This window comes from Nonomuraea ceibae, assembly GCF_019396325.1.
Lineage (GTDB): Bacteria > Actinomycetota > Actinomycetes > Streptosporangiales > Streptosporangiaceae > Nonomuraea > Nonomuraea ceibae.
This window is the reverse complement of the sequence record NZ_JAHKRO010000010.1, coordinates 115,822-136,030: the sequence shown is the minus strand read 5'-3', so window position 1 is coordinate 136,030 and position 20,209 is coordinate 115,822. Positions and strand designations below refer to the sequence as shown.

14 protein-coding genes are annotated in these 20,209 nt (G+C 71.4%); 6 read left to right on the top strand and 8 right to left on the bottom strand.

What is annotated here, in order from left to right:
• Nucleotides 1-512 precede the first annotated feature (512 nt).
• From KME80_RS10040 to KME80_RS10030, 3 genes are all read left to right on the top strand, one after another.
• Nucleotides 513-3,485 carry a helix-turn-helix transcriptional regulator gene (locus KME80_RS10040; protein WP_219503110.1) on the top strand — a complete coding sequence of 991 codons (2,973 nt, stop codon included), beginning with the start codon at nucleotides 513-515 and terminating at the stop codon, nucleotides 3,483-3,485.
• Nucleotides 3,486-3,571: 86 nt separating this feature from the next.
• The gene (locus KME80_RS52675) at nucleotides 3,572-4,453 is read left to right on the top strand and encodes a CPBP family intramembrane glutamic endopeptidase (protein WP_219503107.1); all 882 of its coding nucleotides are present in this window, start codon (nucleotides 3,572-3,574) and stop codon (nucleotides 4,451-4,453) included.
• A 247-nt stretch (nucleotides 4,454-4,700) separates the two neighbouring features.
• Entirely contained in the window at nucleotides 4,701-6,011 is a 1,311-nt protein-coding gene (locus KME80_RS10030; RefSeq protein WP_219503104.1) for a tetratricopeptide repeat protein, read from the top strand.
• 152 nt (nucleotides 6,012-6,163) lie between these two features.
• Here the strand turns inward: KME80_RS10030 and KME80_RS10025 are convergent, their stop codons facing one another.
• Complete coding sequence (locus tag KME80_RS10025; RefSeq protein ID WP_219503101.1) at nucleotides 6,164-7,162, bottom strand: TY-Chap domain-containing protein; 999 nt, start codon at nucleotides 7,160-7,162, stop codon at nucleotides 6,164-6,166.
• 45 nt (nucleotides 7,163-7,207) lie between these two features.
• On the opposite strand from KME80_RS10025, the gene KME80_RS10020 reads away from it, so the two are divergent.
• Nucleotides 7,208-10,012: a HEAT repeat domain-containing protein gene (locus KME80_RS10020; RefSeq protein WP_219503098.1), complete on the top strand. Its 2,805-nt coding sequence runs from the start codon at nucleotides 7,208-7,210 to the stop codon at nucleotides 10,010-10,012.
• A gap of 345 nt (nucleotides 10,013-10,357) precedes the next feature.
• Here KME80_RS10020 and KME80_RS10015 read toward each other — a convergent pair whose 3' ends face one another.
• The 5 genes from KME80_RS10015 to KME80_RS09995 all read right to left on the bottom strand — a co-directional run bounded on the left by KME80_RS10015 (nucleotide 10,358) and on the right by KME80_RS09995 (nucleotide 15,696).
• Nucleotides 10,358-10,945, bottom strand: a complete 588-nt coding sequence (locus KME80_RS10015) for a TetR/AcrR family transcriptional regulator (protein ID WP_219503095.1) — start codon at nucleotides 10,943-10,945, stop codon at nucleotides 10,358-10,360.
• A 50-nt stretch (nucleotides 10,946-10,995) separates the two neighbouring features.
• Complete coding sequence (locus KME80_RS10010) at nucleotides 10,996-12,567, bottom strand: succinic semialdehyde dehydrogenase (RefSeq protein WP_219503092.1); 1,572 nt, start codon at nucleotides 12,565-12,567, stop codon at nucleotides 10,996-10,998.
• A complete protein-coding gene (locus KME80_RS10005) occupies nucleotides 12,564-13,496 on the bottom strand; it encodes an acetoacetate decarboxylase family protein (RefSeq protein WP_219503089.1) in 933 nt (310 codons plus the stop codon). The genes KME80_RS10010 and KME80_RS10005 overlap by 4 nt, the downstream gene beginning before the upstream one ends.
• A 99-nt stretch (nucleotides 13,497-13,595) precedes the next feature.
• Nucleotides 13,596-14,570 (bottom strand): alpha/beta hydrolase, encoded by a 975-nt coding sequence (locus KME80_RS10000; protein ID WP_219503086.1) that lies wholly within the window; start codon nucleotides 14,568-14,570, stop codon nucleotides 13,596-13,598.
• Between the two features lie 166 nt (nucleotides 14,571-14,736).
• The gene (locus KME80_RS09995; protein WP_219503084.1) at nucleotides 14,737-15,696 is read right to left on the bottom strand and encodes an NAD(P)H-quinone oxidoreductase; all 960 of its coding nucleotides are present in this window, start codon (nucleotides 15,694-15,696) and stop codon (nucleotides 14,737-14,739) included.
• Nucleotides 15,697-16,353: 657 nt separating this feature from the next.
• On the opposite strand from KME80_RS09995, the gene KME80_RS09990 reads away from it, so the two are divergent.
• Nucleotides 16,354-17,352: a metal-dependent hydrolase family protein gene (locus KME80_RS09990; protein ID WP_219503081.1), complete on the top strand. Its 999-nt coding sequence runs from the start codon at nucleotides 16,354-16,356 to the stop codon at nucleotides 17,350-17,352.
• A gap of 282 nt (nucleotides 17,353-17,634) precedes the next feature.
• On the opposite strand, the gene KME80_RS09985 is transcribed toward KME80_RS09990, so the two are convergent.
• Nucleotides 17,635-18,054 carry a MerR family transcriptional regulator gene (locus KME80_RS09985; RefSeq protein ID WP_219503078.1) on the bottom strand — a complete coding sequence of 140 codons (420 nt, stop codon included), beginning with the start codon at nucleotides 18,052-18,054 and terminating at the stop codon, nucleotides 17,635-17,637.
• A 54-nt stretch (nucleotides 18,055-18,108) separates the two neighbouring features.
• Here KME80_RS09985 and KME80_RS09980 point away from each other — a divergent pair, with 54 nt between their 5' ends.
• Nucleotides 18,109-19,065: an SDR family NAD(P)-dependent oxidoreductase gene (locus tag KME80_RS09980; protein WP_219503077.1), complete on the top strand. Its 957-nt coding sequence runs from the start codon at nucleotides 18,109-18,111 to the stop codon at nucleotides 19,063-19,065.
• A 62-nt stretch (nucleotides 19,066-19,127) separates the two neighbouring features.
• Here KME80_RS09980 and KME80_RS09975 read toward each other — a convergent pair whose 3' ends face one another.
• A complete protein-coding gene (locus KME80_RS09975) occupies nucleotides 19,128-20,087 on the bottom strand; it encodes an AraC family transcriptional regulator (RefSeq protein WP_308125691.1) in 960 nt (319 codons plus the stop codon).
• Nucleotides 20,088-20,209: the final 122 nt, after the last annotated feature.

Sequence of the window (20,209 nt, the reverse complement as noted above, 5' to 3'; positions counted from 1 at the left end):
CTCGCCGAGCAGGGCGGCACCGAGCTGGTTCCGGACCAGAGCCCGGGTAACGGCCGAGCACCAGGACGGGGTGTCGACGCGGTCGGCCGGTAGCCTCCGTGTTACCTGCTGCACGGCTTCGACCGGCCCCTCCGGCTTGCCGGGATCAGCGAGGCGGAGCGCCCGGCGCTGCGGGTCCTCGTTCGGCTCCGCGGGAACCCGCTGGGGGAGACCGGTTCCGGTAGGCCATGTTCGGCAGCGGTGACCGCGGTACTGTGGCCGAACAGGTGCTTGCGCCTCGGACGCCGCGGATTTCACCGTCCTCTTGTCTCGTCGGAGAACGGGGGAGTGTCTGACCGGTCGAGGGGGAAGCAGACGCTCTCACGCGGCCGCTGCTGTTCCCTGAGATCACCCACGTGCTCCGTGATGACGGCGTTCTGGTCAGCGTCAGTCATTTCGCTGCCGGCGGCCCGCTGTTCGAGTCACCGGCACGGCGCCTGGAGCGACTGTTCCGATGAGCCGGAAGGTGGGCGATGGCGGAGTTGCCGGTGATCCGGGACGGGCTGCTCGGCATCGCGCCAGGCCGGCCCGAGATCGCCGTCGGAACCCCGCAATGGCGCGCCTGGCTGGCCGAAGCCACCGCGTTCGCCGTCGAGCATCCGGCGGGAGGCTTCACCGTGCGCCGGGAGACGTCCGGCAATGGACGCGGCACGGGCTACTGGCGGGCCCAACGACGCGTCCTGGGCGTCCGGCGGCGGGTCTACCTGGGCGGTTCGCATCAGGTGACCGCGAAAGCGCTGGACGCCGCGGGCCACGCGCTCGCCGCCGCGGCGTCGGACAGCGAACCGCTCGAGGCCACCAAGGTCGGTGTCCCGCCGGCGCGTACGGGCGCGGTGGCCCGGCCACAGCTCTACGCCGCCTTGGACCGTGCGGCCAGGCTGCCGCTGACGCTCGTCTGCGCGCCCGCCGGGTCCGGGAAGACCACGACGCTGGCGGCCTGGGCGGCGACCACGTCGGCGCGCGTGGCCTGGCTGTCCCTGGACCGCGACGACAACGACCCGGTGACGTTCTGCCGGGGACTCGCCGCCGCGCTCGACGTCACGATGCCGGACACCGCCATCCACTCCCGCCCGGCCCTGCGCCGCCGTTTCGCCGGCCTGATCAACGAACTGGCCGGCCGCCCCGGCGACCTGGTCCTGGTGATGGACGACTATCACCTCATCGGCTCGGCCGACCTGCACGATGCCGTCGCCCACCTCGTCGAGCGCCTGCCGCCACGCATCCATCTGATCATCGCCACCCGCTGCCCTCCACCCCTGCCGTTGGCCGCCTGGCGGGCCAGGCACCGGATGTGCGATCTGGACGCCGCACGCTTGCGCTTCACCACCACGGAGACAGCGGCGTTCCTGGGCGGGACGATGGGCCTGCGCCTCGGCGCCCGGGCCGTCGCCGACCTGCACGCGCGGACCGAAGGCTGGCCCGCCGGTCTGCAACTGGCGGCGCTGGCCCTGAGGCGGGGCGCGCCCGCCGGGCACGAGATCGCCGCAGCCACCGGCGACCTGGACGACTACCTGGTCACCGAGGTGCTGGACGGTCTGCCTGACGAAACCCGGCGGCTCGTCCTGGCCACCTGCGTCCTGTCCAGGGTGACTCCCGCATTGTGTGACGCGCTGACCGGCCGGACCGACGGCGCTCGAGCCCTGACCGCGCTCGCCGGCAGCGGCCTGTTCCTGTCCCCTCTCGACGCGAGCGACGGCTCGTACCGCTACCACCAGCTGTTCGCCGCGGCCGTGCGGCGGTACCTGGCCCGGCGGAGTCCCGAGCTGCTCCCGGAGCTGCATCGGCGCGCGGCCGACTGGCACGGGTCGGCTGGGGACCTGCGCGAAGCGGTCGAGCACGCCCTTGCCGGAGACGATCCGCACGCTGCGGCCCGGCTGCTGGCCAGGCTGGCCGAGCACGACGGCGGACTCTGGCTGGAACACGCCCGGCTCAGCCGGTGGCTGGGCAGGCTGCCCGAGCCGACGCCGGCCGACAACCCGGTGCTGTGCCTGCTCGTCGCTTTCACCCTCATCCACGGCTCGCTCCGGGAGGGGGCATGCTCCCATCCGTACGCGACGGACGATCCCGCCGCTTGGCTGGCGCGGGTGGACGCCGCCCGCCTGCCGCCGAAGGCGCGCGCCCTCCATGCCACGATCCTCGCGCACCGCCTCTTCCTCGACGGCTCACCCGCGGCGGCGATCGACGCCGCGCAGGCGGCCCTCAACCAGCCGTACCTGACCGAGCCGGGCATGCGTCTCCAGACCGTGCTCCGGCTGACCGACCCGCTGGGCCACGGGGTCCAGGAAGGTCCTGGCCGGCGCGCCCAGCAGGAGTGCGCCCGTCTGAGCCGCTCCGAACACGACGTGACCCACCGCCTGGACGCACTGCTGGTGCTCGCGCAGGCGCATCTGTGCCGCGGCGACCTACGGCGGGCGATGGCGAGCTGCGGGGAGTCCGCCGCGCTGGCGGCGGCGCGGCGCGTCGAGCCCGACGAGCATCTCGCCGCGGCCCCGCTGGTGATGGTGGAGGCACTGTTGGAGGGGCACCGGATCAGCGAGGCCGTGGCACACGCCCACGACCTCCAGGCCACGACGGACCACCACGACCCCGGAGTACGGCTGCACGGATACCGGGCCGCGGCCGACCTCTGCCTGGCCCGCGGCGATGAGCGGGGAACGCTCCACGCATTCGACGCGATGGCGGACTACATCGCTGGAACACCGGGCCTGGACAATCCCGGTTTCGGCGCCGCCGCGCGCCGGTCTGCGGTGGCGCGGCGAGCGTACGCGCTGCTGACGTTCGGACACCTGGCCGCGGCCGAGCACACGCTCACCCAGGCCAGAGCCATCACCGTGGCCGGCGGCGAACCTCCGGCGGGCCTGCGCCTCTACGAGGAACTGATCGCCGCCCAGCTCGCGCTGGCCGGACGCGACTGGGCCACCGCGGACGCGATCGCCTCGCAGGCGATGACGCGGCACGCCGACGTCGTCTGCGCCGCCTCCCACCTGCGGTTGCGGGTGGTTGCGGCGTTGGCTCGGCAGGCAGCCGGCGATCGGCCCCGGGCGCTGGCGGCCCTCGCCGGAGCGCTCGCGCAGGCGGCGCCGGGCGCGTACCTCAGACCGTTCGCCGAGCATGGCGATGACCTGGCCCCCCTGCTCGCCGAGGCGGCAGGCAAGGCGCGGCAGCTCGCCGTCCAGGAACGCTTCACCCGCCAGGCATACCTGGCCTGCACCGGCACCGCAGGCGCCAAGCCCGGCGCACCGGAGCTGAGCGGCCGCGAGATCGAGGTGCTGAGCCTGCTGGCCGAAGGACTGTCCGCACCGCAGGTGGGCGAGCGCCTGGGCCTGGCGGCCAGCACGGTGCGGTCCCACCTGGAACGCGTCTATGCCAAACTCGGCGCCCACACCGGTCCACAGGCGGTGGCCCGCGCCATCCGCCAGGGTCTGCTCCCCGGACCCGTTAGGTAGCGCCGATGTTCGGCCCGCCGGCTACCGGGCGGTATTAGGGCAATCGCCGGAGGCGGCACACCGGTCACGTCCCTACCTTGTCTGCGGTGACTTCGAACCCATCGCCGACCTCCCATGACACCGGCACGCGCACCGAGCCACCGCATGCGCTGTGGATGTTCTTCGCCCTCGCCTTCGCCTTCAGCTGGCTGCTCTACCTGCCGATCGTGCTGTCCGACGATGGGCTGGGCCTCCTGCCGATCGGCAAGGACAGCTGGCTGCTGGACGTCTGTGTGATCGCGGGCTCGTTCGGCCCGCTGGCCGCGGCCCTGGTGACGCTGCGCACCACCGCGGGCCGGGGCGCGGTGCGGAGCCTGCTGCGGGGGCTGCGATCCTGGCGGGTGCCGGCGCGCTGGTACGTCCTGGTGATCGGCGGCGTTCTCGCGGTGCCGGTGATCGCCGCCTTCGCCATCCCGGGCACCGCCGCTCACTTCACGTTCTCGGCGGACGTGGTGCCGTCACTGGTTATCATGTTCCTGACGGTGCAGCTCGTCATCGGGGCGCTCGGCGAGGAGCCGGGCTGGCGGGGATATGCCCTGCCCAGGCTGCAGCAGCGGTACGGCCCGCTGCCCGCCGCCCTCATCCTCGGGCTGATGTGGGGCGGCTGGCACCTGCCGCTGTTCGCGTCGTCGGCATGGGCGGACCCCAAGGGCGGCGCCACCCCGGGCGCCATCGTGCAGTTCCTGCTGCTGACCACGGTCCTGACCGTCTTCATGACCTGGGTGTTCAACAACACCGGCGGCAGCCTACTGATCATGGTGCTCCTCCACGACGCGTTCAACTCGGGCATGAACGCGGTCAGCGACCTCTTCGGCGGCTCCCCCATGACCCGGAGCTACGTGCTCCTGCCCTCGATGATCGGCTTCGGCGTACTGGCGGTCCTCGTCCTCCTCACCACTCGCGCCAGGCTGTCGCATCGACGCTCCTGACCGGACGGGTCCGCCGAGCGTGGCACAGATCGCCGCGTCCACGAGCAGAACCCCAGAGCGCTCCACAACGGTGACGGCAACCTGCATCGACCCCGAAAGGGCCACCGTGCCTCTCGAACGCGCTCGGAGACCGCTGCGGACACGCGAGGGAAACGCCAGGGAAACACGTCGTCCCGTTGGGTGAGTTCGCGACTCACGCCTCATCTCGGCGGCGTGACCCGTCCAACTACGACGTGAGGACCCAGGCATGACCCCTCCAGCCGATCCCCGTACCCCCGGCCGCCGCGCGTTCCTGCGGCGGACGGGGCTGGCCGTGATCGCCGGCGCGAGCCTTCCCCTGCTGCCTTCCGCGCCGAGCCCGGCGTTCGCCTCCGCGGCCGACCCTGATCAGCTGTTCAAGGCGGGCAGGTTCGCCGAGGCCGAGCGCGGCTATCGCCGTCTCCTGCGCGAGGATCCGCGGAACGCGCACGCGTACGCCCAGGTCGGATACCTCGCCCTGCTGTGCAACCGGTTCGGTGACGCCGAGCGGCATCTGTCGAAGGCCATCGCCCTGGACTCCCGCGACATCGCCTCCACACAACGGCTCGCCGAGACCTTCGTACGGCAGGACCAGTTCGCCCGCGCGGTCCCTTTGCTCAGGAGCACGGGCCGTCCCCGTGACAAGGGCCTCGTCGAGCAGTACTCGCGGATCAGCGGCACACCGTGGCAGATACACGGCGCGCAGAGCACGCGGGTGCCGTTCCTCACCCTGGACCCGGTGCCTGCGGTGGAAGCCTCGGTGAACGGCGGGCCGCCCGCGAAGTTCTGGCTCGACACCTACGCGACTCTCGACCTGTCACAGGAGGCGGCGGAAGCGGCGGGGCTGCGCGCGGTGGCCGAGCTGCCCGGAGGGGTCGCCGACACCCATCCCATCACCATCTACCTGGGCATTCTGGAATCGTTCCGGATCGGGAACATCGAGATCCGCAACCTGCCGGTGCAGTGGAGCGACGTGCAGCGGCCACCGCTTCCCGACGGCTCACAGGTGGCCGGCGCCTTCGGCACCACGATCTTCTACCACTTCCTGACCACGATGGACTACGCGGGCAGGGCTCTGATCCTGCGGCGGAATACCGTGAAAGCGCCGCGCCCGCGCGCCCGAGGTGACCGGCTCCCGCTGTGGCTGGCCGGCGACCACTTCCCCTGCACGGTCGGCAGCCTGGGCGACTACGGCCCGCGCATGGTCACCGTCGACACCGGCGGCATCGGCAGTGCCATCGACACGACGGCGGAGATCGCCGAACGGGTGGACGGATTCGAGGTGGACTACGCGCACCCGAACGAGCGGTTCGGCATCAAGAGCTATCCGATCACGGCCGAGCGGATCAGCCTGGGCCGGGCGGTCAGGCACGGCGTGCGAGGCCTCGCCTTCGAGAAGGCCATTCCCGGTTTCCCAGGTCCCGGCCAGTCGGAGCCGTTCGGTTTCGACCTGATCGCCAACTTCACCCACGAGTTCTTCAAGCCGTTCGCCATCACCTTCGACTACACCGACATGCACCTGTACATCACGCGCGGGTGAGCTTGCGCCGCCCTGCGATCGATCACCAGCCAGGCTGGGTGAACAGCCCGGCTTCCGTTCGAGTGAGGTGCTCAGCCGAGCGCGGTGGGCTCGCCCCGGGAGGCTTGGGGCAGGCCTTGTGCAGTGCGCAGTGATACGCCGTGGGTGTCCGGTCAGCGGTGGGTGGGCAGGCCGAGCCCGAGCAGGTGCACGGGGGGCGAGATCACCGACTGCGAAAGGTCCGCGAACGGCACGCCGTACGTTCTCAGCGCGGCGACGAGCAGCCGGGCGGCGGTCCGGGCCTCTTCGGGCCCGAACGCGGGGAAGCGGCGGATCAGCCGGCCCTCGGTGTCGGGCGAGTCCGGCCGCGACCAGCCGAGCCCGATCAGGTCGCTCTCCCAGGTGGGGCCGGGTTCGGCGGGGATGGCGGCCTGGATCTCCAGGCCCCACGCCGGGTCGGTGGTCCACTGCGCGTAGGCGCGCTCGCGGGGGGTGCGGATGACCGCGGTGAAGTGGCTCGACGGCTCCAGGAGGGCGAAGTCGGCGACGACCGAGTGCAGGGTCCTGGCCAGCCGTTCCTCGAACTCCGCCCAGCCGTCGGCGGTGTAGCCGCCGGGGATGAACAGGTCGGTCGCCTCCGGCTGCCGGCCGATCATCTGCCAGTAGCCGAGCTGCCCGAGCCCGTCCTCCGCCTCGGCCCACTGCGCGGTGCGGTACTCGTCCTTCTCGACCGCCTCGGCAGGGCAGGCTCGCAGGTAGGCGGCATCGCGGATCCGTTCCAGCTCCAGCAGCCGGACGGGGCCACGCCAGCGCAGCAGCGGCCCCGGTCCGCGCAGGAGGGACGGCGGGCCGAGCACCTCCTCCAGGAACGAACGCAGGGCGAGGAAGAGCTCGTCGCCCTGCCCGGCGCGCAGCGAGATCTGGGTGCGGACGTCGTCGGCGCCGTGCCGGGCGAAGGTTCCGCTCTCAGGGCCGAGAACGGTGTCGTACTCCTCGGCGCGATACAGCCTGGGGAACCGGGCGCGCCGGGCTTTTTTCTCGGGGGAGTGGACCGCGGCCTGCCAGCCGAGGTGCTCACGGGCGCGGCCGAAGGAGGCGTCGTCCCACCCGGTCAGGTCAAGGGTGGCGAAGCGGCGGACGAGCTCGCGGAGCTCGGCGTCGTCGGGTGTCATGCCGGGTGATCCTAGCCGGGGCCTGTCGTGGGGCCGGTGCGTGGCATGCGCCAGACTCGTCTGGTGGAGGCCGGGGAGCGGGACGTGGTGGCGGGACTGGACTCGGTGAACTGGTCGGTGGTGCTCGATCCCGGCACCGCCGCCGGATACGGGCCAAGGCTCGTGATCGACCTGTGGCGGGTCGAGGCGGCCGAGGCGGCGGTCCGGACGTTGCGCCGGGTCTGTGGTGTGGGCGAGTACCTCTATCCGGCGGCCGTCGAGCTGCTCCCCTTCATGGCCGTGGCCGCCGCCGACCCGGCCGTGCCGGTCCGTGCCCTGCTCGTCGAGTCGATCGGGGAGATCGCCGCGACCGCCGTCCGCGCGGAGGCCCTCGGCCGGCCGGTGCGGCTGCCCGCGATGGCCTCCCTGCGGACCGGTCCCGGCCCGTCGGCTGCCTCGCGAGCGCGCCGAGTTTCGGCCGCCGGCTGGCCGCGCGTCTGGGACCGCGTCGTCACCGGCCTGTGCGCGTTGCTGGACGACCCTGTCCAGCCGGTACGGCGGTGCACCGCGGTCGCCCTGACGCAGGCGACCGGCCGGGCCGAGGAGGTCACCCGGCTCCTCCAGTCCCGCTGCGCCGCCGAGCACGACCCCGTGGTGGCCGAACACCTCCTCGCCGCCCTCGGCGAACTCGCCACCCACGTGACGGAACCACGCCGGCGGGAGATCGTGACCTGGCTCCGCGCCCACCTGAAACCAGGGGACGCGGCGCCGGCCCAGGAGGATCCCCACCCGTCCTCGCACGACTCCCATCCGCTCTTCGCGGATCCGCATCCGGCTGCGGAGGGCAGGCGCCCTGCGGATCGTCCTCACCCGAACCGAGGCGACGGGTCCTCGGCAGGCGACGGCCGGCCGGAGGTCCGGGTGGCCGCGGTGCGGGCGTTGCGGCGCGTGCTGCCCGGCCAGGACGACCCGGCCTACGCCCGAGCGGTGGCTGAGGTGCTGCTCGACCCCGGCTGGAGGCCCTCGACCCGGCGCGCCGACCTCTTCGACCTGCAGGCCTCGGAGGTGCGCGGCATCGGCGAGCTCCTGGGCGAAGACCTGCCCGGCCTCCTGGGCCTCGCTCGCGCCCTGCTGAGCCACGACCGCCCGGAGCACCGAACCGGCGGCCTGGAACTCGCCGCCGCCCTCCTGGCCGACCGGCGTTCGGCGGTCCCGGCCCTGCTGCCGGTCCTGGCCGGGCTGGTCGACGACCCACTCGCCGCCAACCGCGCCCTGGCCCTGCGAATCCTGGCCATGTGCGGATCCGCCTCCCGCCCCTGGGCCGACGCCGCAGCCGCGCACGCGACGCCGGCCGGCGAGCCGGATCCGCTGGTCCGGACTCAGGCGTTGTGGGCACTGGCCAAGACGGGCGACGACCGGTGCGTGCCCTTGCTGGCCGTACGGATGGCCGCCGGCCCGCGCCGGGAACGGCGGGACGGCTTCCGCGACTGGTTGCCGCTGTCCAACGTGGGCCGCTGGAGCGACCTGGAGCTGAACTTCTGCGAGCTGCTCACCCCCCTGCACGCCCACCACCGCGGCCTGCTGCTCCCCTTGATGGCCAAGATGGCGGCCCGGCACGACCGGCGCCACTACCCCCTCGTCCTGGCCGCCTGGCACCGGGCGGGCGTCCCGGTGGTGCCCGGCCTGGTCGAGCTGCTCGACACCGGGTACGCGCTCTGGGCGGCGCACGCGCTCGGGGCGATCAGCCCCGGCCCGGTGGCGGCCGGCCGCGAACGCGGGCTGCGCAGGCTCCTCGGCCCTCTCGATCCCGGGGGCCGGGATCCGGCGCGCATCGACCCTCTGATCCACTGGCGGCTGACGGGGGACGCCGAACCCGTCCTCGCCGCGCTGGACGGCGAGGACACGGCCTCCTGGTACCGCGCGGAGATCTACGCCGAGCTGGGACCGGCGGCGGCCGGGGGAGCGGAGTGGCTACGGCAGGAACTGCGGACCTTGCCCCCTCTGACAGGCCTGCGCCACCTGCGGGCCCTGTGGCGGGTCACCGGCGACTCCGACGAGGTCGTGCCCGCGTTGCTGGCGCTGACCGCCCCAGGCACGGGCGCTTCCGACGCCGCCCCGGCGTTGGTCACCCTCACGGAGATCGCCCCGACCGGCGAGGTCCTGGACCGCCTCCGGAACCTGATCCACCAGCCCCACCGCCTCGGCCACCGGCACACCCTCGCCCTGGCCCGCGCGCTGTGGCGGCACAGCCGCCGCGCCGAGGAGATCGTCCCCGCTCTGATGACCCTGGTCGAGCAGCTGAGCGAGCCCAGCGGGTGGTTGCCGCACAGCCGGCTGGAGCCGCTGGCCCTGCTCGCGGAGGTCGCCGCCGCCGACCCCGAGGGCGTCGCCCCGGCCCGGCCCCGGCTCCGCGCGCTCCTCGACCTCGACCGGCGCCCGTTCACCTACCGCAACTGGCGCCCCGTCGAACGGCGGCACTGGCGCTCCGTCGAGGACGACGAGGCTCTCCGCGCCGCGGCCCTCGGCGAACGCTTCGCGGCGTCTGATCATTCGCGTACGGGCAGGCCGCCAGGTGGCCGCGGGCCGCGGCATACCCGCGGCATACCGCTGCCCACTACTTTGCGGTGCCATGAAACGACTCTTGACGGTGGCTGCCGTTACGGCAGCGACTGCTATGACACTGACGCTCAGTGCAGCTCCGGCCAGCGCAGCAGGCCACGAATATCGCACCAAGGAGGCCTGCACGGCGGCAAAAATCACCCGTTCGATGATGTACCCCTCGCGGTACTACTACTGCACCAAGTCGCTGGCGCCCAACGTGGGCCCCTGGCTCCTGTACTGGCGTGCACGATGATCGCGAAGTCACGCTGAGGTACTGAGCGGCAAGAAGTAAGAACCTCGGCTCTCTCTCGTGGCGGGGGCCTTTCTCATGTCTGGAGGCAGCGTGGCGGGTGTCTACCGCTTCGGCTTCGACCAGGGCGCCGATATTGCACGGACACTGCGTCGGACCCGTGAGGGCCGGCCCGCAACCTCAACAGTGCTCGCGCCCGCATGGAGACGCGCGCGCGTCCGTGGGCGGCGGGCTGATGCACCGTCTCGGCACAGACAACGGCGGAGGATGGCGCAGGTCGACTCCCGGCGGGCGATCCACCCGTTGACGGGTCTGGCGGCGCCCGGCTTCTGCCGGCCCCGCCTGGACGTGCGTCCGTCTGCCGTCTACCCGATCGTCGACGATCGAGGGAACAGTGCGCGGACGGCGGCGCGGACACGGCCGCTCGCCTGCTCGGGTGTCGAGGTGTCGAACTTTCCGTCGAGGTGGAGGAAGGCGAGGCCATGGGCCAGCGCCCAGACCGCGTCCGCCAACGGCTCGGGGTCACGGTCGGGAAAGACGCCGCGTACCAGGTTGTGGAGATAGCCGGAGATGGCGGTGATCGCCGCGGCGCGCTCCTCGCTGGCCGGGTCGCACGGCTCGGCGAACATGACCTTGAACATCGCGGGCCGTTCGAGGGCGAAGCGAACGTAGGCGACCGCGATGTCGGCGAGGTCGTCGGGACTCTTGGGCGCGGGATGGGCTGCGGCCAGGTGCTCGGTGAGCTCGCGGTAGCCGTGTGCGGCGACCGCGGAGACGAGTGCGTCGCGGTCGGCGAAGTGCCGGTAGGGGGCCGTCGGCGACACGCCTGCCCGCCGTGCCACCGCCCGCAGCGACAACCCTGCGGCGCCGTCCTCCTCCAGGAGTTCCCGTGCGGCACGCACGCAGGCGGCGCGCAGATCGCCGTGGTGGTACGAGCTGCCGGGATGCGGCACGGGACGCTCCTTCCGATGTATGCGCTGCACACAATCGTACCGTGGCGAGATCAGCGGGCGCCGAGGGCCTTCAGCACCTTCAGCGCGCTGGTCAGCAGGTTCGCCCAGCCCTCGGGAGAGACGCGGCCGGGTGGTGAGAATCCCAGCAGGCGCTGGTGGGCCACGGTTTGAGGTTCGGTGTACTTGAGAAATCCGTCGGCGCCGTGGCGACGGCCGAGCCCCGAGTCGCCCATGCCGCCCATGGGTGCGTCGATGCTGCCCCAGGCGGCGGCGAACGCTTCGTTGACGTTGACCGTCCCGGCGCGCACGCGGCCGGCGACCGCGCGGCCGCGTGTGGCGCTTCGAGACCAGACGCTGGCGTTCAGTCCGTACGGCGAGGCGTTGGCCCGCGCGATCGCCTCGGCGTCGTCGCGGACGGCGTAGATCGCGACGACCGGCCCGAAGGTCTCGTGCGCGTACAGCGCCATGTCCGGGGTGACGTCGGTGAGGATGGTCGGTTCGTAGAACAGCGGCCCCGCATCGGGTCGCGCCCGGCCGCCCGCCAGCAGCCTCGCGCCCTTGGCGACGGCGTCGTCGACGTGCGCGGTGACGGTGGCCAGCTGGGCGGGCGTGGTGAGGCTGCCCACGTCGATCGTGTAGTCGTAGGCGGCGCCTAGCTTGAGCCGCTTCGTCCGGGTGACGAACGCGTCGACGAACCGGTCGCGGATCGACTCGGCCACGTAGAGGCGTTCGGCGGAGACGCAGAGCTGGCCCGCCGAGGGGAAGCAGGCGGCGACGGCGCCGTCGGCGGCTCTGTCGATGTCGGCGTCGTCGAGGACGATCATCGCGTTCTTGCCGCCGAGCTCCAGGGACGAGCCGATGAGCCGTTGACCGGCGTCCCTGGCCAGGAGGCGCCCACTGGCGGTCGAGCCGGTGAACATCAGGTAGTCGGCGCCGTCCATGAGCGGCTCCCCGAGGGACCTCCCGCGTCCGACCACCATCTGCCACACCCCGGCCGGCAGACCGGCCTCTGTCATCAAGTCGAGCGCCCACAGCGCGGTGAGCGTGGTCTGGGTGTCAGGCTTCTGGACGACGGCGTTGCCGGCCATGAGTGCCGGGATGGCGTCCCCGGCGGCCATGCTCAACGGGTAGTTCCACGGCGAGATGATCGCGACGACGCCCTTGGGGTGGCGCAGCTCGGTGGTGTGGGTGAGCACGGGGATCGCGCCGCGGCGGCGGCGGGGCGCCAGGAGCTTGGCGGCGCTGCGTGCGTAGTAGCGGGCGGTGATCGCGGTGTCGGTCACTTCGAGGAACGCGTCGCGGCGGGTTTTGCCGCTTTCGGCCTGCATCAGGTCCAGCGCCTGGTCCTGGCGGGCCAGCACCAGGTCGTGGAAGCGCAGCAGAACGGCCTTGCGTTCGGCGATCGGGGTGGCGGCCCACGCGGCCTGGGCGGCGCGCGCCCGGGTGAAGGCGTTCTCGACGTCGGCCGGCGTGGAGACCGGCAGGTCAGCGAGAGGAAGACCGGTGTAGGGGGCGTGGGTGGTGACCCGGTCGGCGTCCGGTGCGGCGGTGACCAGGCCGCTGAGCCGGTTGAGCAGGGCCGGTGTCAGGCGGGCGGGCAGGATCGCCCGTTCGGTGATCATGAAGGGTTGCCTGCCTTCCGGTTCGGCACGGAGAAGGGGACGGGCAGGTGCAGGGCGATCTGGCCTTCGGTGACGACGTCGAACTGGATGGTCCTGATCGGCCGCAGCGAGCGCAGATCCTCGGACAGGCGGCCCTGTCCGAGCTGCAGCTCGAGTCCGCGGGGCAGGCGGGCGCTTCCGGCGGAGAGCATGTTGGTCTGGCTGAGCGTGGAGTGCCAGGACTCCCCGATGCGCGTGTAGGAGGTGAGCGTGGAGACCTTGGCGCCGCTCGGGTACGCGCGCTGCGGGGGAGTGGCGGCGCTCAGCGCCAGGTCGGTTCCGCCGGTGTCGTTGGCGACGCGGGCGATCGTCCGGTGGGCGTCGATCTCGACGTCGAGGCCGGTGACCCACTTGGGAAAGCCGTAGCCGTCGTGCCCGCGCACCTGGGCGATCTCGGTGCTGACCGGCAGGGACAGCACGTAGGAGTCGAGGCTGTCGTTCTTGAGAGCGGCGAGCAGGTCCACAGAACCGAGCCGGCCGTGCCGGGCCGGCTGGACGGCGATGCCGACGGCGGCCTCGGTGTAGAAGTCGATGTCGCAGACGTCGTAGCGGAAGAACATGGCCGACACCAGGCCCACGCCGGGCGCGATCTCCAGGGGAGCCAGCTCGGCGGGCAGCCGGCCGCGGATCGCGCGGGACGGGGCCGGCATGGTGAGCCGCGCGGTCGAGACGCGGTAGTAGAAGTTCGGGGTCAGCGTGGGCCCGATGGGCGAATCCACCCGGGTCTTGGGCAGGCGCCGGAAGAAGTCGACGCTGCTGACCCGAGGGTCGCGGGCCACCTCGTCGAGATCGGTGTCCATCCGGTAGCGGTCGTACAGCCCGCCTTTCGGGACGGTGACCGTGCGGCTGCCGAGGGTGACCTCGACGGTATCGGGCTGTGCCGATGGCATTCGTGCCCCCTTTCAATGTTTGCGATGCATACATCAACGTACGCACAGCATGTAAGCACTGTCAACACTGGGCAGGGGCGGTCCGCACGGCTGGTCCGGTTACTGCGGGTGCAGGGCCGTCTTCAAGGCGTCGACGGCGAGCTTGCGGGCGACGTTGGCGGCGCGCGTGTCGCGCAGGCTGTCCAGCAGCAGGAAGTCGTGCACCATGCCGGCCACCCGGACGGCGGTGACGTCCACGCCGGCCTCGCGCAGCTTGTTGGCGTACTGCTCGCCCTCGTCGCGCAGCACGTCGGCCTCGTCGGTGATCACCAGCGTGGTGGGCAGCCCGCGAAGCTGCTCCAGCGAGGCCTGAAGCGGGGAGGCGTACACCTCGGCACGCTGCGCCGGGTCGCTGGTGTAGGCGTCCCAGAACCACTTCATGCCGTCGCGGGTCAGGTAGTACCCCTCGGCGAACTGCACGTAGGACGGGGTGCCGAAGTCGGCGTTGGTCACCGGATAGAGCAGCACCTGGGCCTTGAGGTCGATGCCGCCGCGCTCCTTGTTCATCAGCGCGAACACCGCGGACATGCAGCCGCCGACCGACTCGCCGGTCACGGCGACGCGCGAGGTGTCCAGGCCGTGTTCCGCGCCGTGCTCCATGACCCACTGGCCCACGGCGTAGTTCTGCTCGACCTGGGTGGGGTACTTCGCCTCCGGCGCCCGGTCGTAGACCGGGAACACCCCTGCCGCGCCCGCGCCGACGGCCAACTCGCGAAACAGGCGGTCGTGGGTCTTGTCGTCGCCGAAGACCCAGCCGGCGCCGTGGATGTAGAACATCACCGGCAGCGGCCCGCCCGCGCCTCGGGGCCGGATGATGCGGACCCGGACCGTCCCCCACTGCCCGGTGTCCACCTCGACCCATTCCTCGTCCACCTCCGGGCGGGGCACGCCGGGGCCGCTCTGCAGGTCGAGCAGGATCTGGCGGCCCTGCTCCGGTGGGACCTCGTAGATGCGCGGGTGCGGGTCGGTCGCCTCGGCCAGCTCTTTCGCGGCAGGCTCCAGGTAAGGTGTGATCGGCGGCGGAATCGCGGTCATGTTCACTCCGTGTCACGAGCACAGGCATGCTCTGTCGTGCGGCTCGACGGGCCGCGCCTGGTGGACGCCTCCAGACATTTCTGGGCGGCGACGACTTACCTACCCAGAGTGACGAATCCTGAGTCCTGGGCCCCTGACGCCAAGAGATGCCGGTCCCGCCCCGGACTTACTCGTTGACCAGCAGGATCTTGCCCACGTGCTGGGAGTCGGCCATCAGCTGGTGGGCCCGGGCCGCCTCGGACAGGGGCAGGACCTCGTCGACGATCGGCCGGACCGCGCCGGACTCGATCATGGACCACACGTACTCGCGCAACGCCGCGACGATCTCGGCCTTCTGCTGCCCCGAGCGCGAGCGCAAGGTGGTGCCGAACACCGACTTGCGCTTGAAGACCAGCTCGACGAGGTTGAGCTTGCCCTCGAAGCCGCCCTGCATGCCGATGATGACGAGCCGTCCGTCGAGATCGAGCGAGCGCACGTTGCGCTCCAGGTAGTCCCCGCCGATGACGTCCAGGATGACGTCGTAGGGGCCGAAGTCCGCGAAGTCCTCGGTGCGGTAGTCGATCGTCACGTCGGCGCCGAGCTCGCGCACCCGCGCGGTCTTGGCGGCGCCGCTGACGGTGGTGACGACGCGCGCTCCCAGGGCCTTGGCGATCTGGATCGCCATCGTGCCGACCCCTCCCGCGCCGCCGTGCATCAGGAAGGTCTCGCCCTCGGCCAGTCGCGCGGTCATGACCACGTTCGACCACACCGTGGCCGCCGCCTCGGGCAGCGCCGCAGCCTCGACCAGGCCGACCCCCTCGGGCACGGGCATCAGTTGCTCGGCGGGGACGGCGACCTGCTGTGCGTACCCGCCGCCGGTCAGCAGCGCGCACACCTCCTGGCCCACCTGCCAGCCGCTCACCCCCTCGCCCAGGGCGCTGATCCGGCCCGACACCTCCAGCCCTGGGTACGGCGAGGCGCCCTCCGGCACGAGATACAGCCCCAGCCGCTGGGCGACGTCGGCTCCGTTCAGCGCGGTGGCGGCCACGTCGATGACCACCTCGCCCGGTGCGGGCGCCGGGTCGTCGACCTCGGTCCACTTCAGCACCTCGGGACCGCCCGGCTCCGTGATCGTGATCGCCTTCATGGTGTTCGTCTCCTGTCGATGAAGGGCCTGGCCTGCGGCGTTCCAAGCTGTCATGGAATGCCGGAGGAATGTTTACACTGCTTATATTACGTCAAAGTATGCACTGCAAACATGAGGTCCGGCAGGCACAGGTCAGCGCAACTCGCCACCGGGCGGCGGGCGAGCCGTTCGCGGAGGCCGGTATAGAGGCTGCGATCTACCTCGATGTGCGGTAGCAGCGGAATCAAGCAGGACGGGATACGCCACTGCCTGGGCATACCCAGCTCGGGCCCGGCGACCGAAGCGGCGGAATCGCCGCCCGAGTGATCGCGGGCGGGCCTTCGTAGCGGTGTGAGACGGGGTTTCACCTGCTTGGGCATGTCGCCAGGTGGTTGGACCGCGAGGGTGACACGATCGCGTATGTACTGGTCCGCCGCTCGTGGGGGAAGACATCCATGCATGCTCCGAATTCAGCGCCGGACGCGGCAACCGCGGACGGGGCGGCTTCCCGGCAGGCGGTGCTTTTCACCGGAGCGCGGGTCTTCGACGGCCGTTCGGACGAGCTGACCGAGCCGACCAGCGTGCTGATCGCCGACGGGAAGATCGCCGCGATCGGCGGTCACTCCCGTGGAGGGGGCGAACACGGACTTGGCCTATCACGGGCTGTACGGCGCGTCGATGGCGAAGCTCTACCTGTCGCGCGGCTACACCACGATCCGGGACACCGGCGGCAACACCTTCTCGCTGAAGAAGGCGATCGACGCGGGGATCACCGACGGGCCCCGGATCTTCCCGTCCGGGCCGATCATCTCCCAGACCTCCGGGCACGGTGACTTCACCCCGGCGGCCGAACCGTCCCGCCTGGTGGGAGGGCATCGCGACCCCATGCAGAAGCTCGGGCATCTGCTGGTGGTCGATGGCGTTCCGGAGATGCTGCAGGCGGTGCGCTACGTGCTGGGGCGCGGCGCCTCCCAGATCAAGCTGGCCGTGAGCGGCGGCTGCGCCTCCGAGCGGGACCCGCTGGACATCGCCGAGTTCACCGCCGAGGAGATCGAGGCGGCGGTGAAGGTGGCCGGCGACTGGAACACCTATGTCGCCACCCACGTCTACAACCCCACCGGCATCCGCCGCGCCGTCGAAGCCGGCGTACGCACCATCGAGCACGCCAACCTGATCGACGCCAAGACGCTGGAGCTGATGAAGGACCACGGGACCTGGCTGAGCCCGCAGGTCAGCGTCTACGTCAACGACCCCCACGGCTTCGACCCGGCGCTGAAGAAGAAGTTCGCCGAGGCCCGTGAAGGGCTGGACGTGCTGTTCAAGCTGGTGAAGAAGACCGGGTTCGACCGCGTCGGCTTCGGATCGGACATCATCAGCGCGCCGGACACCCTCGCGAAGGTCAATGAGGAGTTCGTGAACCGGACCAAGTGGTTCAGCCCGGCCGAGATCCTGTGCCAGGCGACCGGCAACAACGGCCGGATGCTCGCGCTGGCCGGACCGCGCAACCCCTATCCCGGCGCCCTCGGGGTGATCGAGCCCGGCGCGCTGGCCGATGTGCTGCTCATCGACGGAGACCCGCTGGCCGACCCGTCCGTCCTCGCCGACCCTGAGCGGAACCTGGCGGTCATCGTGAAGGACGGGCAGGTGTTCAAGAACCTGCTCGATCCCGGTAAGTAGGCGTCCCGCCGCCCGCCGGAGGGACTGCCGGGGCGGGCCCGGACTCCCGGCCTTTCCTGTCCCGGCGGCACACGTCCCGCCCCGGTGGCCCAGGCCGACGGACGCCGACGACACCACCGCTGGAACCGGTTCGCCGCGGATGGACCAGCTCAAAGACCTGCAGTCCCTGCGCGGCGTCGGGAGGTGAGGGAGGCCCCACCCCGCTCGGAGCCGCCCACGCCCAAGCGGATCGAGCGGCTAGCAGGTGCGGACAGCGGGTGCGGGAGGCAGTCTTGGCCACAGCTACGCGGAGGGCATCGGTGACCAGAGTCCGGTCGCGGTTCCCTCCTCGACGTGCTTGCGATAGATGACGACCTTGTCATGGATGATCTCTAGGCTGGCCGTCAGATCGGCGATCCTGTCCTGGACGGTTCTTTCGTGCTCCTCCAGGAGTGCGAGCCGCTCCGCCTCGTTGCCCGGACCAGACCGGACGAGCCGAGCGAACCTCTTCAGGGTGGCGATGGGCATGCCGGATTCTCGTAGCCGGTTGCACAACAGGAGCCACTCCACGTCCGCCGGTTCGTAGACGCGCTGTCCTCCGGCCGTGCGCGGAATCGGACGGATGAAGAGTTCCTCACGTTCGAAGAACCGCAAGGCGTGCACGCCCAGGCCGGTCGCCTTGGCGACGTCTCCGATGGATAGGCCGTCCGCGTTCCTGCTCATGCCGCACCGCCATAGCTTGACCTAGATTGCACTCTAGATTTTAACGTCGAGCACATGACAATCACGCAACACAAGATCGGCTCGGGATACAACGCACGCAGCACGGCGGACGACGTCCTGGCCGGCATCGACCTGTCCGGCAAGAACGTCCTGATCACCGGCGGCTACTCGGGTCTTGGACTGGAGGCCACGCGCGCGCTGGCCCGTGCCGGGGCGCATGTCATCGTGCCCGCTCGCCGCCCTGCCGTGGCGGCACAGGCGCTGTGCGGCATTCCGCGAACGGAGGTGTGGGAACTCGACCTGGCGGACCCCGGCAGCATCCGGACGTTCAGTGACCGGCTCCTGGAGACCGGCCAGCGCCTCGACATCGTCATCGCCAACGCGGGTGTCATGGCCTACCCGAACACGCCCATCGGTCCGGGTTGGGAAGCGCACTTCGCCATCAACCACCTCGGGCACTACGCCCTGGTCAACCGCCTGCGTCCGGCCCTGGCCCCTACCGGGGCGCGAGTGGTGTCCGTCGCCTCGTCCGGGCACTTCTTGTCGGACATCCGCTGGGACGACCCGCACTTCCGCCGCGGCTACGACCACTGGCTTGCCTACGGGCAGTCCAAGACGGCCAACGCCTTGTTCGCCGTCCATCTCGACGCCCTCGGCGCAGCCAGTGGCATGCGTGCCTTGGCGGTGCACCCGGGCAGCATTCTTACTCCGCTGCAACGGCGTATCCCCCGCGAGCAGCAGGTCGCCCAGGGCTGGATCACCTCGGACGGCCGCCAGGCCGACGGCTTCAAGACCCCGGCGCAGGGTGCGGCGACGGCCGTGTGGGCGGCCACCTCGCCCCTGCTCGACGCGTACGGCGGCGCGTACTGCCAGGACTGCGACATTGCCGAGCCCGCGACCACCGAGGACATGCTCGTCGGCGGCGTCAAGCCGTGGGCGACCGATCCCGATTCCGCATCTCGGCTATGGGCCCTCTCCGGCGAACTCACCGGGCTGGATTGCTTCTCCTGACCCAGGGGTGAGGTCACGCGCCACACCTCGTGCGCCTGCCGGAGAGCAGGGTGTCTTGAGCATTACGCAGCCGAAGGGCTGGAGGCCGGTGCCGTGACCGGAGACGTTCGCCGGTGCCGCTGTCGATAGCGCAGGGGCGCCTCGCCCACCTCTCGCTTGAAGGCGGTGCTGAAGGCGCTCTCGGAGGTGTAGCCCAGCTGCGCGGCCAGTTCCCCGATCCGGACGTCGCCGTCGCGCAGCGCCCGCCGGGCCAGCAGCATCCGCCAGGAGCTGAGGTAGGTCAGTGGCGGGACACCGGCAACGGAGCGGAAGCGCACGGCGAACGACGTCCGCGACATCGCCGCCGCACGGGCCAGTTCCGCCAGCCCCCAGGGCCGGCCGGGTTCGCGGTGCATGAGGGTCAGCGCGGGGCGCAGGCTGTCGTCGGTCAGCGCCCGCAGCCACCCCGGCGGCAGTTCGGCCTGGTTCAGGTACGCCCGGAGCACCTCCAAGATCAGCAGCTGGGCGTGCTGGCGTACGGCGAAGGCCGCGCCCATCCGCTCGGCCGTCACCTCCTCGACCAGCCGGTCGACGCACGCCCGCAGGGCGGGCGCGGCGGTGTGGCAGGAGCGAACGAGCGCCACCGGCGGCAGCGCCTGCGTCAGCAGCGCCGCGCCGGCCTGGTTCAGCTCGACGTGACCGCCGAGGATGACGTCGTCGGCGGCGAAGTCCGCACCGCCGACGCGCAGGGCGTAATCACCCGGCTCAGGCACGAACTCGACCGGCGGACCGTCACCGGTGCCGCCCTCGGCACGCATCCAGGAGCGGCCGGTCAGGACTGCGACGTCACCGGCCTCCATCTCGATCGGGGTCTCCAGCCCGTCGGCCGACAGCCGGCACCGGCCGTGCACCATCACCGTCAACTTCAGCGGGCTCGTGATCACCGACCGCGTGACCCATCGTCCCCCCACCGCGAACGCGCCGGAGACCTGGCCGCGCACCTCAAGGAGATCGAACACCTCCGACAACTGATCGACCACCACGCCCCGAACTATCGCGAAGGAAATCCGCACCGTCAAGCATTCATCGTTCGCCCGATCCCACCCATGCTGGAAGCGTGACCCACTCCTCGGAAATCCGGCAGCCACCCGGCTCCGGCTGCACC

What these genes read in the sequence shown, in the direction of transcription:
- KME80_RS10030 (WP_219503104.1), top strand. Translation starts at nt 4,701, where the DNA reads ATGACCCCTCCAGCCGATCCCCGTACCCCCGGCCGCCGCGCGTTCCTG.
- KME80_RS10005 (WP_219503089.1), bottom strand. Translation starts at nt 13,496, where the DNA reads ATGCCATCGGCACAGCCCGATACCGTCGAGGTCACCCTCGGCAGCCGC.
- KME80_RS10020 (WP_219503098.1), top strand. Translation starts at nt 7,208, where the DNA reads ATGCGCCAGACTCGTCTGGTGGAGGCCGGGGAGCGGGACGTGGTGGCG.
- KME80_RS09995 (WP_219503084.1), bottom strand. Translation starts at nt 15,696, where the DNA reads ATGAAGGCGATCACGATCACGGAGCCGGGCGGTCCCGAGGTGCTGAAG.
- KME80_RS09990 (WP_219503081.1), top strand. Translation starts at nt 16,354, where the DNA reads ATGGCGAAGCTCTACCTGTCGCGCGGCTACACCACGATCCGGGACACC.
- KME80_RS10010 (WP_219503092.1), bottom strand. Translation starts at nt 12,567, where the DNA reads ATGATCACCGAACGGGCGATCCTGCCCGCCCGCCTGACACCGGCCCTG.
- KME80_RS10025 (WP_219503101.1), bottom strand. Translation starts at nt 7,162, where the DNA reads ATGACACCCGACGACGCCGAGCTCCGCGAGCTCGTCCGCCGCTTCGCC.
- KME80_RS09985 (WP_219503078.1), bottom strand. Translation starts at nt 18,054, where the DNA reads ATGAGCAGGAACGCGGACGGCCTATCCATCGGAGACGTCGCCAAGGCG.
- KME80_RS10040 (WP_219503110.1), top strand. Translation starts at nt 513, where the DNA reads ATGGCGGAGTTGCCGGTGATCCGGGACGGGCTGCTCGGCATCGCGCCA.
- KME80_RS10000 (WP_219503086.1), bottom strand. Translation starts at nt 14,570, where the DNA reads ATGACCGCGATTCCGCCGCCGATCACACCTTACCTGGAGCCTGCCGCG.
- KME80_RS09980 (WP_219503077.1), top strand. Translation starts at nt 18,109, where the DNA reads ATGACAATCACGCAACACAAGATCGGCTCGGGATACAACGCACGCAGC.